Source organism: Roseateles sp. GW835-FHT13E02 (assembly GCF_058794035.1).
The window spans coordinates 98,917-114,311 of record NZ_JBXAGJ010000003.1; the positions used below are offsets into that span (position 1 = coordinate 98,917).

Annotated in this window: 13 protein-coding genes; 7 read left to right on the plus strand and 6 right to left on the minus strand. The window is 66.7% G+C overall.

The annotated features are described in order from the left end of the window. Window positions 1–78: 78 nt before the first annotated feature. From AC1Q6P_RS03855 to AC1Q6P_RS03870, 4 genes are all read right to left on the minus strand, one after another. Complete coding sequence (locus AC1Q6P_RS03855) at window positions 79–1,503, minus strand: GGDEF domain-containing protein (protein WP_492663318.1); 1,425 nt, start codon at window positions 1,501–1,503, stop codon at window positions 79–81. A gap of 207 nt (window positions 1,504–1,710) precedes the next feature. Next, on the minus strand, window positions 1,711–1,962 hold the full coding sequence (locus tag AC1Q6P_RS03860) for a DUF2798 domain-containing protein (RefSeq protein WP_492663319.1): 252 nt from the start codon (window positions 1,960–1,962) through the stop codon (window positions 1,711–1,713). 14 nt (window positions 1,963–1,976) lie between these two features. Then, complete coding sequence (locus AC1Q6P_RS03865) at window positions 1,977–2,588, minus strand: flavodoxin family protein (protein ID WP_492663320.1); 612 nt, start codon at window positions 2,586–2,588, stop codon at window positions 1,977–1,979. A 119-nt stretch (window positions 2,589–2,707) separates the two neighbouring features. Further along, complete coding sequence (locus AC1Q6P_RS03870) at window positions 2,708–3,229, minus strand: DUF2938 family protein (protein ID WP_492663321.1); 522 nt, start codon at window positions 3,227–3,229, stop codon at window positions 2,708–2,710. Between the two features lie 106 nt (window positions 3,230–3,335). Between AC1Q6P_RS03870 and AC1Q6P_RS03875 the strand changes: the two genes are divergently transcribed. Next, complete coding sequence (locus tag AC1Q6P_RS03875) at window positions 3,336–3,788, plus strand: helix-turn-helix domain-containing protein (protein ID WP_492663490.1); 453 nt, start codon at window positions 3,336–3,338, stop codon at window positions 3,786–3,788. A 6-nt stretch (window positions 3,789–3,794) separates the two neighbouring features. On the opposite strand, the gene AC1Q6P_RS03880 is transcribed toward AC1Q6P_RS03875, so the two are convergent. Then, entirely contained in the window at window positions 3,795–4,730 is a 936-nt protein-coding gene (locus AC1Q6P_RS03880; protein WP_492663322.1) for an alpha/beta hydrolase, read from the minus strand. Between the two features lie 248 nt (window positions 4,731–4,978). On the opposite strand from AC1Q6P_RS03880, the gene AC1Q6P_RS03885 reads away from it, so the two are divergent. Beyond that, window positions 4,979–6,262 carry an anthrax toxin-like adenylyl cyclase domain-containing protein gene (locus AC1Q6P_RS03885; RefSeq protein ID WP_492663323.1) on the plus strand — a complete coding sequence of 428 codons (1,284 nt, stop codon included), beginning with the start codon at window positions 4,979–4,981 and terminating at the stop codon, window positions 6,260–6,262. Between the two features lie 45 nt (window positions 6,263–6,307). On the opposite strand, the gene AC1Q6P_RS03890 is transcribed toward AC1Q6P_RS03885, so the two are convergent. After that, a complete protein-coding gene (locus AC1Q6P_RS03890) occupies window positions 6,308–7,066 on the minus strand; it encodes an Lcl domain-containing protein (RefSeq protein WP_492663324.1) in 759 nt (252 codons plus the stop codon). Window positions 7,067–7,750: 684 nt separating this feature from the next. On the opposite strand from AC1Q6P_RS03890, the gene AC1Q6P_RS03895 reads away from it, so the two are divergent. The 5 genes from AC1Q6P_RS03895 (at window position 7,751) to AC1Q6P_RS03915 (ending at window position 15,379) form a co-directional block, all read left to right on the plus strand. Then, on the plus strand, window positions 7,751–10,009 hold the full coding sequence (locus tag AC1Q6P_RS03895; RefSeq protein ID WP_492663325.1) for a TonB-dependent receptor: 2,259 nt from the start codon (window positions 7,751–7,753) through the stop codon (window positions 10,007–10,009). Between the two features lie 195 nt (window positions 10,010–10,204). Further along, a complete protein-coding gene (locus AC1Q6P_RS03900) occupies window positions 10,205–11,725 on the plus strand; it encodes a sigma-54 interaction domain-containing protein (protein ID WP_492663491.1) in 1,521 nt (506 codons plus the stop codon). A gap of 357 nt (window positions 11,726–12,082) precedes the next feature. Beyond that, window positions 12,083–13,333 carry a substrate-binding domain-containing protein gene (locus AC1Q6P_RS03905; protein ID WP_492663326.1) on the plus strand — a complete coding sequence of 417 codons (1,251 nt, stop codon included), beginning with the start codon at window positions 12,083–12,085 and terminating at the stop codon, window positions 13,331–13,333. A 478-nt stretch (window positions 13,334–13,811) separates the two neighbouring features. Then, window positions 13,812–14,585, plus strand: coding sequence for an ABC transporter ATP-binding protein (locus AC1Q6P_RS03910; RefSeq protein ID WP_492663327.1), 774 nt, complete (start codon window positions 13,812–13,814; stop codon window positions 14,583–14,585). Further along, a complete protein-coding gene (locus AC1Q6P_RS03915) occupies window positions 14,582–15,379 on the plus strand; it encodes an ABC transporter ATP-binding protein (protein WP_171826541.1) in 798 nt (265 codons plus the stop codon). Before AC1Q6P_RS03910 ends, AC1Q6P_RS03915 begins: the two co-directional genes overlap by 4 nt. Window positions 15,380–15,395: the final 16 nt, after the last annotated feature.

The following is a 15,395-nucleotide window of genomic DNA, read 5'->3' on the forward strand; positions in this document are numbered from 1 at the left end:
GTCTGGATCTCAAGCAGGGCCGTCGCGGCCTCGGTCAAGGCCTTGCAGCTGCGGCTGGAGCGGCGCTGAGCCCCGCCCTCAGGGGTCCTCGGCGCTGACCGCGCAATTGCGCCCCGCCGCCTTGGCGCGGTAGAGGGCCTGGTCGGCGCGGTCGATCAGGCGCTGGTAATCGGGGTGGCCGTCGTGGCTGGCCACACCCAGGCTGACCGTCATGTTCAGCTGTTGCTGGTGACCCAGGGCCACCGGTTCGGCCTGCACAGCCAGGCGGATCTTCTCGGCCACTTGCAGGGCCTGGACGGCGTCCAACTCGACGCACAGAACCAAAAACTCCTCGCCACCGTAGCGGAACAAGAAGTCGCCGCTGCGGATGTTGTCCACCAGCACATTGGCCAGTTGCTGCAGCAGGCGATCACCGGCTTCGTGGCCGTGCTGGTCGTTGACGCGCTTGAAGTGGTCGACATCGAGCAAGATGACCGAGAAGGACTGGCCGGTGTTGCGACACAGCTCCACCTCGCGCGACAGGATGGCCGAGAGAAAGCGGCGGTTGAGCAGCTGGGTCAGCGCATCGCGGCCGCCTTCGAGATGAACAAACTGGTCGAACAAGGCATCGGTCAGGTAGCGGGTCTGCTCCAGCTCGGCCAGCACCGCCGCCACCTGCTGGCGCAGGGACAGCAAGGTGCCATGCTTGAGCTCGGCCAGGCACAGCGGCAGCATCACCTGATCGATGCGGTCCAGCGATTCGATGATGCTGTTCAGCTCGCTGCTGTGCACGAACAGGGCGCTGGCCTTGTGCCGCACCCACAGGCCGAAAGAGCATTGGCCGATGCGCGCCAGCTCGTGCCCCAGCTGGCCTGTCATCATGGCGTGCAAAAAGCGGTTCTCCCAATCGAACAGGGCGTTGCGCTGGCGCTCGCGCTCCAGCGACATATTCATGGTCGCGGCATGGCTGCGGTAGGCCTCGTCAGTGCGCACGGCGGCGTCGTTGGCGCTGCCGTACTGGGCGCTCATCAGCTCCACGGCCAGGTCGATCAAGCCATGGGCCGTCAGGGCCGCACGGGCGGCCAGGTGGCGGTCCTCGCAGCTCTGGTTCAGCAGGGCCAGCAGGCCGACCTTGATCCGGCGCGCGCCGCGCATCACCAGCTCCACCCGCACGCGCACCCGGGCGTGGACGATGCCGATCTGGCGTTGGCGGGCCAGGCATTCGTCGAGACGTTCGCCGTCCCACAGGCCCAGCAGCTCGATCAGCCAGCGCTGCATGGAGGCATGCAGGCGCTGCTCTACCGCTTCATGGCTGAGGAAGGCGCGTGCCTCGCCGTCCTCCAGCATGGCGGCATAGAACTGATCGGCCAGGCTGACCGCATGAGCCTGGACCACGCGCCGCAGCAAGGCCCGCTCTTCCGGGGGCGTCTCCGTCAACAGGGCCTGCCACTGCGCACGCAAGGCGGCCTGGGCGGCCGACGCCGTTTCAAGGGCCGGGGCAGCGCGCAGTGCGTGCACTGGCACATGTTCTTGTTCTTTTCCGGACTGCATCAGACACCACTTCCCATCGACGGCCAAAGACGCCGCGATGCGCTGCCCGGTGCGGGCCCCGCCCATCGCGGTCAGGCCAGCATGCGCCGCGCCCCGAGGAAACTCAAGCCGGGTTGCTCCGGAGTGTGGCTGGCGACGGACTGGGGCATGGGCCCTGGGCGGGTGGGCCCAGGCCGGCCCTCAATCGCCGGCCGGCGGCAGCAGGGCCTGCACCAGGCGCCGGGTCAGCGGCGCCAGCAGCAGCACGGCCGGAAAGGCCAACAGCCAAGCCGGCCACCAGGCCCCGAACCAGGCGGATGCAAAGCCCGGCCCCAAGCCCTGTGCGCGCCAGTTGGCCACGCCGGACACCAGCAAGGACATCAGGCCGGAAAGGATCAAGCCGAACAGCGGGCCGGCCAGTGGATGGGCAGGCCGAGCGTCAGCCTGGGGCATGCGGGGCGCCATGCTCAGGCCGCCTGCTCGGTCAACTGCACGGCCTCTGGCGCGGCCCCCACGCGCAGCAAGCTGCGCGCGAAGTGGGCACCGAAGAGGTGGGCGGTCTTGAGGTCACCTGGCACAAAGGCGTCGGCCGCGGCGCCGTGGCCGGCCTGAGCCATCAGGCCCGACCAGGAGCCCAGGCGGTTGGCCGCCTGCTCGTAGGGCACGCCGGTGTGCTGCTCGGGCAGGATGGGGTTGCCCACCCAGAGCATGCCGTGCTGCATGCAGAAGACGATCAGCGACAGCAGGGTGGACTGCTTGTCCCCCGCCGGCAGGGAGGACACCGTGAAGCCGGCAGCCAGGCGACCGCGCAAGGCCTGCTGCCGCCACAGGCGGCCGGTGGCATCCATGAAGGACTTGAACACCCCGGACACGCCGCCGAGATAGGTGGGGGAGCCGAGGACGAGGCCATCGTAGGCGGTCAGTGCCTCGGGCTGCCGGATCAGGTCTTCGGCGCGCAGCAGCAGGGCCTGCACGCCCGGAACGCTTTCGACGCCTTGCAAGATGTGGCGGGCGATGTGCTCGGTGTGGCCGTGGGCACTGTGATAGACGATGGCCAGGCGGGTGAGTTGTTGGGACATGACGATGGGCTCCAGTGAGAAGGGCTGCTGCGGCAGAGAGGAACAGGGCTCCGCCGGCCCCGGCCGCAGAGCGGGGCACAGCGGGAGCAAAGGCATCAGGGCGTGCTCGGGCTTCGCCCTCAGCCCGACAGCTGGCGCAGCGCCAGGGCCGTGAGGTAGAGCCCGAAACCGAAGACCAGGTGGTTGAGCAGGCTGCGCAGGCAGCTCTGTAGCGGCGTGGCGGTCTTGCGGGCGAACAGGCCGCCACCCCAGGCGGGCTGCATCAGGCCCAGCGGCAGCAGCACCGTGGCCAGGCCGAAACCCAGGGCCGGGCCCAGGCTGGGCTGCTGCAGCCAGGCCAGGCCCTGCCAGGCCAGCAGGCCGGCGCCGAAAGCCAGGCCCACGGCGTAATGCAGCAGCCAGCCCAGGGCAAGCTCATGGCGCAGCGGCTGGGCACGCGCAATGGCCGCGTGCACAAAGCGGCCGCTCGCCATGTGGCCGACCCAGCGGCCGATCAGACCGAAGCTGGCGGTAGGAACGCCAAGCTGGGTCTTCAGAACCCAAAGCCAGACATCGAACAAAGCGGTGGCGCCCAGGCCCAGCAAGGCCGCGGCCAGCCAGGGCGAGAGGCTGAGAAGAGGGGGGTGGAGATCGTTGGACATGGTGTCGGGCTCCGGTTTGGCTTGACTTGAGAGGACGCTTTCAGTCACTATAGAAGTTGAAGTCAACTTCAAGTCAAGCGGAAAAATGGAAGCCATGCCAGAGGCCCTGGACATTGCCGAGGTGGCCAGGCGAAGCGGCGTCGCGGCCTCGGCCCTGCGCTATTACGAGCGGCGCGGCCTGATCCGTTCGCTGGGCGCCGCCGACGGAGAAAGCCAGCGGCGCAAGTTCGCGGCCACGGTGCTGGACCAGCTCGCCCTGATCGCCCTAGGCCAGGCGGCCGGCTTTTCCCTGGACGAGATCGGCACCATGCTGACCGGCGCCGCACCGGGCAGCGCCCAGATCGACCGCGGCCTGCTGGCCGCCAAAGCCGACGAACTGGACCGCACCATCCTGCAGCTGCAGGCCATGAGCGCCGGTCTGCGCCATGCCGCCGCCTGCCCGGCGCCCAGCCATGCGCAATGCCCCTCCTTCCAGCGCCTGCTGAAAGCCGCGGCCAGCAAGGCCCTGGAACGGCGCCTCAAGCCGGCCAGGACCGGCGCGCCGCGACGCCCCCGCTGAGCGCGCTCAGCGCGCGCCCGGGCGCGGCGCGTAGAAATGCGCAAACGCGTTCAGCGTGGCCGGGTGCAGGATGCTGCCGTGGTTCTCCTGCGGCAGGTACTCGAAGCGCAGCTTCAGCTGCGGCGTGGCGCCAACGGTCTGCTTGCGCAGGATCGCGGCCAAGGCGCGCGCATCGCGCTCCATGGCCGGGCCCTCCTTGCCCACAGCCAGGTAAACCTGCACGGGCTCAGCGCGCGGGCCCTGCTGGCTCAGCCAGCGCGGCGCCTGCTTGAGCAGGGACTCGTTGTCCCACCAGAGGCTGGGGCTCATGATGACGTAGCGGTTGAAGAGCTCCGGCCGCTTGAGCAGCACCTCGGTGGCCAGCAAGCCGGCCAAGGACTGCCCGATCAGCATGCGATCGGCGCTGACACGGAAGTTCTGCGCCACAAAGGGCTGAACCTCGCTGGCCAGGTGGCGGATGAAGGCCTCGGAACCGCCGGCGTTCTTGTAGGCATCGCTGTAGGCATGCATCCACTTGGGCCAGACAAAGCCCGGCGAGGCCTTGAAGGTCATGTCGCGCTTGCGGTCGGTGTTGGCGATGCCCACCAGAATGGCCGGCGGCAGGCGCTCCACCCAGGGAAAGCTGGCGAACTGCACGGCGCCGGCCATGTGGGTGAAGTCTTCCTGCTGGCCGCCATCGAGCAGATAGATCACCGGGTAGCGCTGCTCCGGGTGCTCGGCATAGCCCTCGGGCAACATGATGTTGAGCACCCGCGTCTCGTTCAAGACCTGGGAGTGCAAGGCATAGGTCTGGGCGATGACGTAGGGCTGGCTGGCAGGTGCAGCCTGGGCCTCACGCTCGGTGGGGCGTTCCGCCGGCGCGGCCGCACCGGCCGTGCCCGGTGCGAGCAAGGCCAGCGCGAGCCACCCCGCGCAGAGAGGGCCTGGGTTCCACATCGTCATTGCACTGTCTCCTTTGGCTGGGTTGGGTCCGGGCAGCTGCGGCCGGTGAGGCCGCCCCACGGTCGCAGGGGCGCCGCGGCAAAATTCCCGCGCCGCGAAGCGATGCGCCCCCATGGCTTGAACGTAGAGTTCCGGCTCTCGTCTTGTTGAATGCACACCGGGCCAGATTTTGGCCCCTTGCTGCAGAGCTGCTGGAGTTTGCGATGTTGGTCGGTCTGAACGCTTCTTTCGCCCATGACCAAAATGGCATGACGCTGAACGATATGGAGGCCGCCAAGCGGGTGGCGACCCGGCTCAACGAGGTCATCATCTTCCGCTCGACCGGGCCCTGGTCCAAACGCTGGCTGGAGCGCGGCTACCCGAGCAAGAACTTCCATGTCAAAGGCAAGAGCTCCGACTGGGGCCCGCATGCCGGCCTGGTGCCCTACAACGGCCTCTACAGCAAGGTCGGCTACGACCCGGAGAAAGCCTTGCGTGGCACGCAGGCCAATGACGACGGCCTGGACTCCCGCTTTGCCATCAAACGACCGCTGCTGTTGAGCCTGGCGCAGATCGAAGAGCAGCTGACCCGCGCCGAGGGCCGGCCGGCCCGCACCGCCATCGACGTTCGCACCCCGATCCCTGGCAGCCGCGACTTCCTGCTGACGGCTCGCCGCAGCGGTGACGGCAAGCCCGTGGTCTTCCGCGCTTTTGCCATCGGCCAGTCCGACCAGTACGAAATCCGCGTCTACCCACCCGTGGGTCTGGCCAACACCAACAGCTTCATGATCCTGGACAAAGACCCGCAAGGCCTGCGCGCCGAGGTGTTTGAGGTGATGTGTTCCAACGAGATGGGCGCTGGCCAGCCCATGACGGGGGACTACGACTTGTTCGCCGTCTGCCCCAGCTGGGGCCAGTACGGCAGCCGGGCCGAGGCCGACATCATCAAGCCTGGGATCCAGCTGCAGGACGGCACCCTGCACAAGGGCGTGGCCTTCCGCGCCGGCCAGGGCATGGACAACGTCCTGGACCCCAGCCTGCACACACAGAGCCGCGCAGGCGACTTCCATCTGCGCCGCAATGCGGCCCTGCACAGCCTGCGCGATGGGATTTCGGCCGAGAAGTTCCAGAACTATTTCGGCGTCAGCGATCGCTCCGAGCACGCCGATATGGGCAATCTGACGCCGCGCATCCTGCGCTGCATCAACCAGCTCAATGTGGCCATGGGCGCCGTCGGCGAACAAGCACCGATGCGCCGCGTGCACCACAACGCCGAATCCCATCGCAATCGTGCTTTCGGTGCCTTGAGCGCCCATGACATGCTCACCGTCAAGCCAGGCGAGAGCTATGGCGACGGCTTCCCCCTCACCGTCTTCCAACCCAGCAGCCTGTACAGCGGCAACGCCGCCGCCGACGAGCGCATCCAGGTGGCCCGCTACCGCGACGTCTGCACCCTGGAATCGCTGACCGAGTTCGAGGCCTACGCCGCCGCGCTCAAGGAATCGGGCTTTTATGTGCCCAAGAACTGGATCTGGGCGCGGGCAGCAGCCTGAATCAGTCGACCGGGGCAGGTGGCGTAGCCCCGCTCCGACCTACGCTCAGCGTGCGCCCGTCTTGCGCCGCACCACGGCCGCCAGCGCCAGCAGGCCGCCGAACATCAGCAGCGCGCCTTTCGGCTCGGGCACCGGCTGCGCCAGCACATCGCCGTCACGCACGGCCAGGGCCGAGTACTGCTGGTCCTTGCTTTGGTAGTACTGATTGCCGTAGTAGGCATAGAAGTACCAGGCCTGGTTCGAACGATTCGGCACTTCGGTGCCGGACCAGAACACATAGGTCGACAGGCCGGTGAAGGGGCCAAAGTTCTTCTCTTCCCAACCCGGCTGGATGACGCAGGCATCGTTGCCGGCGGCCGTGGGCGTGCAATAGCCCTTGTTGCCCAGGGTCACGTAATAGAGGTGGCCCATTTCCGAGGCCTTGCCCCAGCCCTGTCCGGTGGCGGCCACGCCGTAGTCGGTGCTGCCGTTGTTGCTGTTGCCATACCGGAAAGCCTTGCCGTTGACCGGCGTGACCTTGGGCAAGCGCCAGTTGTTGAAACCGTACAGCGATTGGCTGTTGAGCTGGGCGATCCAGCTCTGCGCACCATCCCAACTCAGCCGGCCATCGGGATCGAAACTGCGCACAGCACCGAAGTCGGCCAGCCAGCTGATGTTCAGCTCGGTGTCGTAATAGGCCTCGAAACCGGCCTTGGCCGGATCCAGGTCTCGGCCCTGCAGCGCCGCTTGTGCGCTCGGCAACGCGGCCACGGCCAGACCCAACGCCAGGCCCAAACCGGCCAGCGATCGCTTGTTCGTCTTCATTTTCCTTGACTCCCTCTTCATGGCCTCGGCACCCCCTGGTGCGAGCCGTACTCATGGACCCTTGTTCCGTGGCGTGAGCCACAGGATCTTGTTGTCGCTGGCGGAATTGTAGAAGGCCGGCATTTGGGGTTTGTGAAGGCCGAGGCACGCTAACAGGGGGGCGCCACGACGCGCCGATCGTCCAGACATCAGTCACTGCCTACTCTTCAGACAAATCAGCGCATATCGCTGACTGAAAATCAGACGAATACCCGGGCGTACACGGCTGTTTGCGCAAAACAACACGCTCTACGCCGCGTTTGCGCCCCTGCCCTCGCCCCGCTCGGCCCCAAAACCATGCGCCGCACCGCCCATCCGGGAGCCGAAAGCGCCTGCGGCCTAGTGGTTTGCACCAGTCTGGGTCGCACCTGGGCATCGCGGGCACAGCTATTGCAGAAGCCGGAGGTCGCTGCGTGCGCGGGTTCGACCGGCCCATCCAGAAGAGATGGCAGCCCAGGTCGAGCCAGGCCAGCTGCGCCACGCCAAGCGCCAGAAAGAGCACGGCGGCCAGCCAGTCTGCAGCAGGCAGCAGGCAGCAGGCAGCAGGCAGCAGGCAGCAGGCAGCAGGCAGCAACGAGCCGACAGAACATCAAGCAAGCCAGCAAACAAGCAAGCAAACCAACAAGCCACCCCGGAGACAAACCGATGCGCTTCACCCCACGCCCCACCGCCCGGACGAACCCCGCCCGCCTCTCACCGCTGAGCCTGGCCCTGGCTGCGCTGTTCGCGCTGCCGCTAAGCAGCCAGGCGCAAACCAGCGGCACCGCGGCCGCCCAGCCCGCCGCCAGCGCCGACGAGAGCAACGCCGCCAAAGCGGCCACGGCCGAGGCCACGGGCGGCACCAACAAGCTCGAAGCCGTGAAGGTGACCGCACGCCGCCGCGAGGAAAGCCTGCGCGATGTGCCGGTGGCGGTGACCGCCCTCAGCGCCACCGCGCTGGAAGCGCTGAACGTGAAGAACCTCGGCGACCTGCAAGGCCAGGTGCCCAACCTGACCGTGTACGCCGCGCGCGGCAGCAACTCCACCATCACCACCTTCATCCGCGGCGTCGGCCAGGCCGACCCGCTCTGGGGTGTGGACCCGGGCGTGGGCATCTATCTGGACGATGTCTATATGGCGCGGCCGCAGGGCGCGCTGCTGGAAGTGTTCGATGTGCAGCGCATCGAAGTGCTGCGCGGCCCGCAGGGCACGCTCTACGGCAAGAACACCATCGGCGGCGCCATCAAATACGTGTCGCGCCCGCTGGGCACGGCGACCGAAGGCTCGCTGAGCTTCTCGACCGGCAACTACGGCCAGGCCAATTTCAAAGGCTCGGTCGGTGGCTCGGCGGCCGACGGCCAGATCCGCGCCCGCTTCGCCGTGGCCAGCCTGAACCGCGAAGGCTATGGCAAGAACCTGACCGATGGCAGCGATGTCAGCAACCAGGACACCACGGCCGCTCGCGCCACCGTGGGCTACTTCGCCAAGGACCTGCCGCTGACCGTGGTCTTCAGCGCCGACCGGGCGCTCGATGACTCGAACATGCGAGGCTTCAAGCGCCTGAATGCCAACCCGCCGGTGGAAAGCAATTACGACATCGCCACCGGCATGGCCAACAAGAACAGCACCGACACGCGCGGCCACTCGCTGACGGCGACGCTCAACCTGTCCAACGCATGGACGGCCAAGTTCGTCCACGCCAATCGCCGCGGCCTGACCAACACCGGCATCGATTTCGACGGCCTGCCCGCCAAGACCGCCGATGTGTTGGCCCGTTATGCCGACAAGCAGACCAGCAACGAATTGCAGTTCAGCTACGACAGTGGCAGCGGGCATGCCGGTGTGCTGGGCCTCTACCAGTTCGACGGCGAGGCCGGCGGCACGGTGCTGAACAACTTCTTCAACCTGCTTTTCGGCAGCACCAACGGCACCGTCTATACCAAGGGCAAGGCCGTCTACGGAGACTGGAGCTGGCGCCTGAGCCCGAGCTTCAGCCTCAGCACCGGCTTGCGCTACACCAAGGAAAGCAAGCACGCGCGCGTGCTGAACCAGGGCTTCAAGGACGCCACCTTCAGCCAGGTGACCGGCGTGACGGCGGACTTTGACAAGACCCGCGAGGTCAGCAGCACCGCGCCCAAGCTCTCGCTGGACTACAAGCTCAGCGGCACGACGAACCTCTACGCCAGCGCCTCGCGCGGCTTCAAGTCGGGCGGCTACAACGTGCGCGCCCAGGCCGTGGCGGTGCCGCGCTCGGCCGAACCCTTCAACGACGAAACCCTGGATTCGCTGGAGCTGGGCGCCAAGACCGTGCTCGACGGCGGCCGCCTGGAGATCAACAGCGCCGTCTTCCACAACAAGTACAAGAACGTGCAGCTGTCCATCTTCACGTCCTACATCGCGGCCAACGGCACGCCCAGCTTCTTCGGCGACTTCACCAACGCCGGCAAGGCCACGGTGCAGGGCGCGGAAGTGGAATTCGCCTGGCGGCCCGACTCGGCCTGGTCGCTCAGCGGCAATATGGCTTACGTGAATGCCAAGTACGACGAATACATCGACCGCGGCGTCAATGTGGCGGCCGACAAGAAGTTCAGCAACACGCCGAAGTTCCAGGGCGCTCTGAACATCGAGTACCGCACCGGCGTGCCCCTGGGCGGCGTGCTCAAGACCCGGCTGGGCCTGAACTACCGCACCAAGGTCTACCCGACCACCGACCTCAGCGAGGTGATCGCGCAGAACGCCTACGGCCTGATCTCGGCCGGCCTGATCTGGGAGAAGACCGAGCGCCTGAGTTTCTCGCTGCAAGGCAGCAATCTGGCCAACAAGGCCTACCGCACGGACGGCTACAACATCCCCTCGCTGACGGTGCTGAGCGGCTTCTACGGTGCGCCGCGGACCATCACGGCGGGCGTCGGCTACAGGTTCTAAACACGCCGATGCGCCGCGGCCTGTCACAGGCCGCTGGCCGAGCGGGGGTGCCGGACGGGGCTGCTACATTGACGCAGGCCCGTCGATCGGGCCCTCGCTTTTTCCGTTTTTTCTTGGCCTCTGCCTCACTGTCCTGTGCCCGCCTCCAGCCTCCTGATCCCCGAACTGCCCGCCGATGCCGACGGCGTGCTGCGCATGGCTGCGCAGTCCTTGTTCGATGTGCTGGCCCAGGCCACCGAGGGCATGATGGTGGTGGACCGCTCGCACCGCATCGTCTGGATCAGCGAGGGCTACAAGCGCTTTCTGCCGGCCCTGGGTTTTGGTGACGAGACGGAGTTCGTCGGCCGGCCGGTCGAGGAGGTGGTGCCCAACACCTTGATCCCGCAAGTGATCGCCTCGGGCAAGCCGATGCTGATCGACCTGCTGACCAACCGGGCCGGCACCTTTCTGGTGACCCGCCTGCCCTTGCGTAACGAGGCCGGTGAAGTGATTGGCGCGCTCGGCCTGGTGCTGCTGGACCACCCCGAAACCACCATGCAGCCGCTGATCTCCAAGTTCGGCCGGCTGCAGCAGGAGCTGGACGACACCCGCCGCCAGCTGGCCGCGGAGCAGAGCAAGAACCGCCGCTCCAAGCACACCATCGCCAGCTTCATCGGCAGCAGCGCCCCGGCGCTGGAAGTCAAGCGCCAGGCCCGCCGCGCCGCGCTGACCAGCTCCACCGTGCTGCTGCTGGGCGAAACCGGCACCGGCAAGGAGCTGCTGGCCCATGCCATCCATGCCGCCTCGCGGCGCGCGCACAAGCCCCTGGTCAGCATCAATATCGCCGCCGTGCCCGACACCTTGCTGGAGGCCGAGTTCTTCGGCGTGGCCCCCGGCGCCTACACCGGCGCCGACCGCAAGGGCCGCGAGGGCAAGTTCAAGCTGGCCGACGGCGGCACGCTCTTCCTGGACGAAATCGGCGACATGCCGACCACCCTGCAAAGCAAGCTGCTGCGCGTGCTGCAGGAGCAGGAAGTGGAGCCGCTGGGCAGCAACACCGTGATCCCGGTCGATGTGCGCGTGATCGCCGCGACAAGCCGCGACCTCGGCGCCATGGTGGCGGCCGGCGAGTTCCGGGCCGACCTGTACTACCGGCTCAATGTCCTGCCGATTCGCGTGCCCGCCCTGCGTGAACGGCGGGAAGACATCGAGGCCCTGGTCGAAGCACTGGGTGAAGACATCGCCCGGCGCAGCGGCATGCCGCAAAAGCTGCTCAGCACCGGCGCCCTCGATTGGCTGCAACAGCAACGCTGGCCGGGCAATATCCGCGAACTGCGCAATGTGCTGGAACAAGCCAGCTTGATGAGCGATGAGTTGCAGCTCAACGAACACAGCTTTACGGCGGCCATGCCGAGCCCTGTGAACGCGGACGAAGCCAATGCCTTGCCGAAGCTGCTGCCGAGCAGCTTGTCGGCCATCCAGCCCCAAGAGTCAACGCACGAGCCCGCAGCGCCAACCAGCGGCCCGGCCACTGCGGTCAGCCTCGACACCTTGCGCCCTCTGCCCGAACGCATCGAGGCCGTGGAACGCGATGCGATCGCCGAGGCCCTGCGCCTGACCGGCGGCAACCGCATGGCCACGGCCCGCCTGCTGCAGATCTCGCGCGCCTCGCTCTACGAGCGCCTGGCCCGCTGGCCGGATCTGATGGCGACCCATGCCGAAGGCAGTCCGAGCTGAGGCATCGTCCGTCTGAATTTCAGGCAATGCCTGATTTCAAGACATCACCGAGCACCGATTGTCCGGCTTCCACACAGTGCGCTGGGGCCCACCCACAGGAGCGATGTCAGGACCCGGCCCCAAACACCCCGTCATCGGGTGCCGCAGGGCCTGTCTTCTCGGGGTTTGCACCAGTTTGGTGAGGCTACAGCCCCAGCCGGCACAAGCTTTGCGTACGCTGCAAGCCAACAAGAGCCACGCACACGACGGTGGACAGCTTCTGCGCTGGAGCGATCCAACCGAAGCGCCGCCACCGTCCACGCCGCCCCGACCACCACGCATGCCGACGCGCGATCGGCTCACGGAGACAAGCAGACCATGAAGCAGACTCAGCAGCAGACCTCGACGGCCCGGCGGCGCAGCGCGCTCGCCCTGTGCACTCAACTTGCCGCAAGCGGCCTGCTGGGCCTGCTCGGGCTGGCACCCAGCCTCAGCCATGCCCAGGCCGGCGCTGGCAAGGAGGTTCGCGTTGCCCTGATCTACAGCAAGACCGGCCCGCTGGAGGCCTACGGCAAGCAGACCCAGACCGGCTTCATGATGGGCCTGGACTACGCCACCGGCGGCACCATGACCGTCGGCGGCAAGAAGATCGTGGTGATCGAGAAGGACGACCAGGGCAAGCCCGATGTGGGAAAGAACCTGCTGGCCACGGCCTATGGTGACGACAAGGCCGATTTGGCCGTGGGCCCCACCGCCTCGGGCGTGGCCCTGGCCATGCTGCCGGTGGCCGAGGAGTACAAAAAGATCCTGCTGGTCGAGCCGGCCGTGGCCGACTCCATCACCGGCGACAAGTGGAACAAATACATCTTCCGCACCGGCCGCAACTCCTCGCAAGACGCGATCTCCAATGCCGTGGCACTGGACAAAGCCGGCGTCACGATTGCCACGCTGGCGCAGGACTACGCCTTCGGCCGCGACGGCGTGAAGGCGTTTCGTGATGCGATCAAGAAGGCCCGCATCGTCCACGAGGAATACCTGCCCACGACGACCACCGATTTCACCGCCGGTGCCCAGCGCCTGATCGACAAGCTCAAGAACGAGCCCGGCCGCAAGGTCGTCTTCATCCTCTGGGCCGGCGCCGGCAACCCCTTCAAGATCGCTGACCTGGACTTGAAGCGTTATGGCATCGAGATCGCCACCGGCGGCAACATCCTGCCGGCCATGACGGCCTACAAGCAGTTCCCCGGCATGGAAGGCGCTGCGTACTACTACTTCGGCATCCCCAAGAACCCGGTCAACGAGTGGCTGGTCGCCAACCACTACAAGCAGTTCAAGACGCCGCCCGACTTCTTCACCGCCGGCGGCATGACGGCCGCCATCGCCGTGGTGGAGGCGCTCAAGAAGACCGGCGGCGACACCAGCACCAATAAGCTGATCAAGACCATGGAAGGCATGAGTTTTGAAACGCCCAAGGGGAAGATGACCTTCCGCCCCGAGGATCATCAGGCGATGCAGGCGATGTATCACTTCAAGATCAAGGTGGATCCGGCGTTTGCTTGGGGTGTGCCGGAGTTGGTGCGCGAAATCAAGGCAGAAGAGATGAATGTGCCGATTCGGAATCAGCGGTGATAGGTTGTTAGGTTGATTCGATTGGAGCGCCGGATGCTCGGCTACTGCGCGACTCCAGGCCGTCGTTGCGGGTCCCCCCGCGAATCCTCACGTAGCGCTGCTACGTTCCGGTTCTCGGGTCCTCCCGCGCCTAGTCCTGAAGCCGCTCGCTACGCCTCGGGCGCTAACGATGGGCGTTCCGAACCCGGTTGTTCCTAACGGGCCGCCATCGCAAGTCAGTACAGCAAGCTTTTGGCGTCCGCCACGCCACTCACCGAGAACGATCCCTGGGCTAGGCGCTGAGGCCGGACACCAACAGTCCTGAGGACTGTTGGTGCCTGCCGAAGGACGAGGCCTCTGGCCGAGGCGGGGGGACCCACAGACCGGAACGTAGCAGCGCTACGTGAGGATCTGTGGGAGGACCCGCAACGACGTCCAAGGGCCGCGCAGTAGCCGAGCTTCCAGCGCTCTAACTCAAAAGAATTCCCGGAGCACCACCGTGCTTGAAACAAAGAACCTCTCCATCCACTTCGGCGGCCACAAGGCCGTTGACGCGGTCTCTTGCAGCTTCCAGCCCGGCACCCTGACCGCCATCGTCGGCCCCAACGGCGCCGGCAAAACCACTTATTTCAACTTGATCTCCGGCCAGCTGAATGCCAGCAGCGGCAGCGTCTGGCTGGACGGCCAGGACCTGACCTCACTGCCCGCGCCGGCCCGCACCCGGTTGGGCCTGGGCCGGGCCTTTCAGCTAACCCAGCTGTTCCCGCATCTGAGCGTGCTCGAAAACGTGCGCCTGGCCGTGCAAGCTCGGCGCGGCCTGGGCCTGCGCATGTTCTCGGTCTGGCTGCAGCACCGGGACCTGATCGACGAAGCCATGGCCATCGTCGAGCGCGTGCGGCTGCAAACGCGCGCCCAGGCCACGGCCGCCAGCCTGCCGCACGGCGACCAGCGCAAGCTCGAAGTGGCCCTGCTGATCGCCCTGCAACCCAAGGTCTATATGTTTGACGAACCGACCGCCGGCATGAGCGTGGACGAAGTGCCCGTGGTGCTGGACCTGATCCGCGAGCTGAAAGCCCAGGGCCAGCACACCATCCTGCTGGTCGAACACAAGATGGATGTGGTGCGCGAACTGGCCGACCGCATCATCGTCTTGCACAACGGCCAGCTGGTGGCCGACGGCGAACCGGCTGCCGTGATCGCCTCGCCCGTGGTGCAGAACGCCTACCTCGGCGCGGCACTGCCCGTGACTGAGATGGAGGCTGCCGGCGCATGAATACAAACACGAGCAACCATAACGCGCCATCGCTGCTGACCTTGCAGGGCGTTCACACCCACATCGGCGCTTATCACATCCTCCACGGCGTGGATCTGGAGGTGCCGGCCGGCCAGGTCACCATGCTGCTGGGCCGCAATGGCGCGGGCAAGAGCACCACCCTGCGCACCATCATGGGCTTGTGGCAGGCCAACCAGGGCCGCATCGATTTCGACGGCCAGCGCATCAGCGCCAACAGCCCGCGCGAGCCGGCGCAAACGCCCGAGATCGCCCAGCGCGGCATTGCCTATGTGCCCGAGAACATGGGCATCTTTGCCGACCTCAGCGTGGCCGAGAACCTGCTGCTGGCCGCGCGCGGCGCGCGCCGTCTGAGCGAGCTGGATGGGCAGCGCCTGGACTGGCTGTTCGGCCATTTCCCGGCGCTCAAGAAGTTCTGGCTCTACCCGGCCGGCAAGCTCAGCGGCGGGCAAAAGCAGATGCTGGCCATCGCCCGCGCCCTGATCGAACCGCGCCGCTTGCTGCTGATCGACGAACCCAGCAAGGGCCTGGCGCCCGCCATCATCCTGAACCTGATCGAGGCGCTGCGTGAGCTCAAGCGCGGAGGTGAACAAGGTCAGGCCCCCACCACCGTGCTGCTGGTCGAGCAGAACTTCATGGTGGCCCGCGCCCTGGGCGACCGGGTCGCGGTGATGGACAACGGCCGCGTCGTCCACGCCGGCGCCATGCAGGCCTTGGCCGAGGACGAGGCCCTGCAACAGCGCCTGCTGGGCCTGAGCCTGGCGGCTCATCAGTAAAAGAAAAATGAGGACC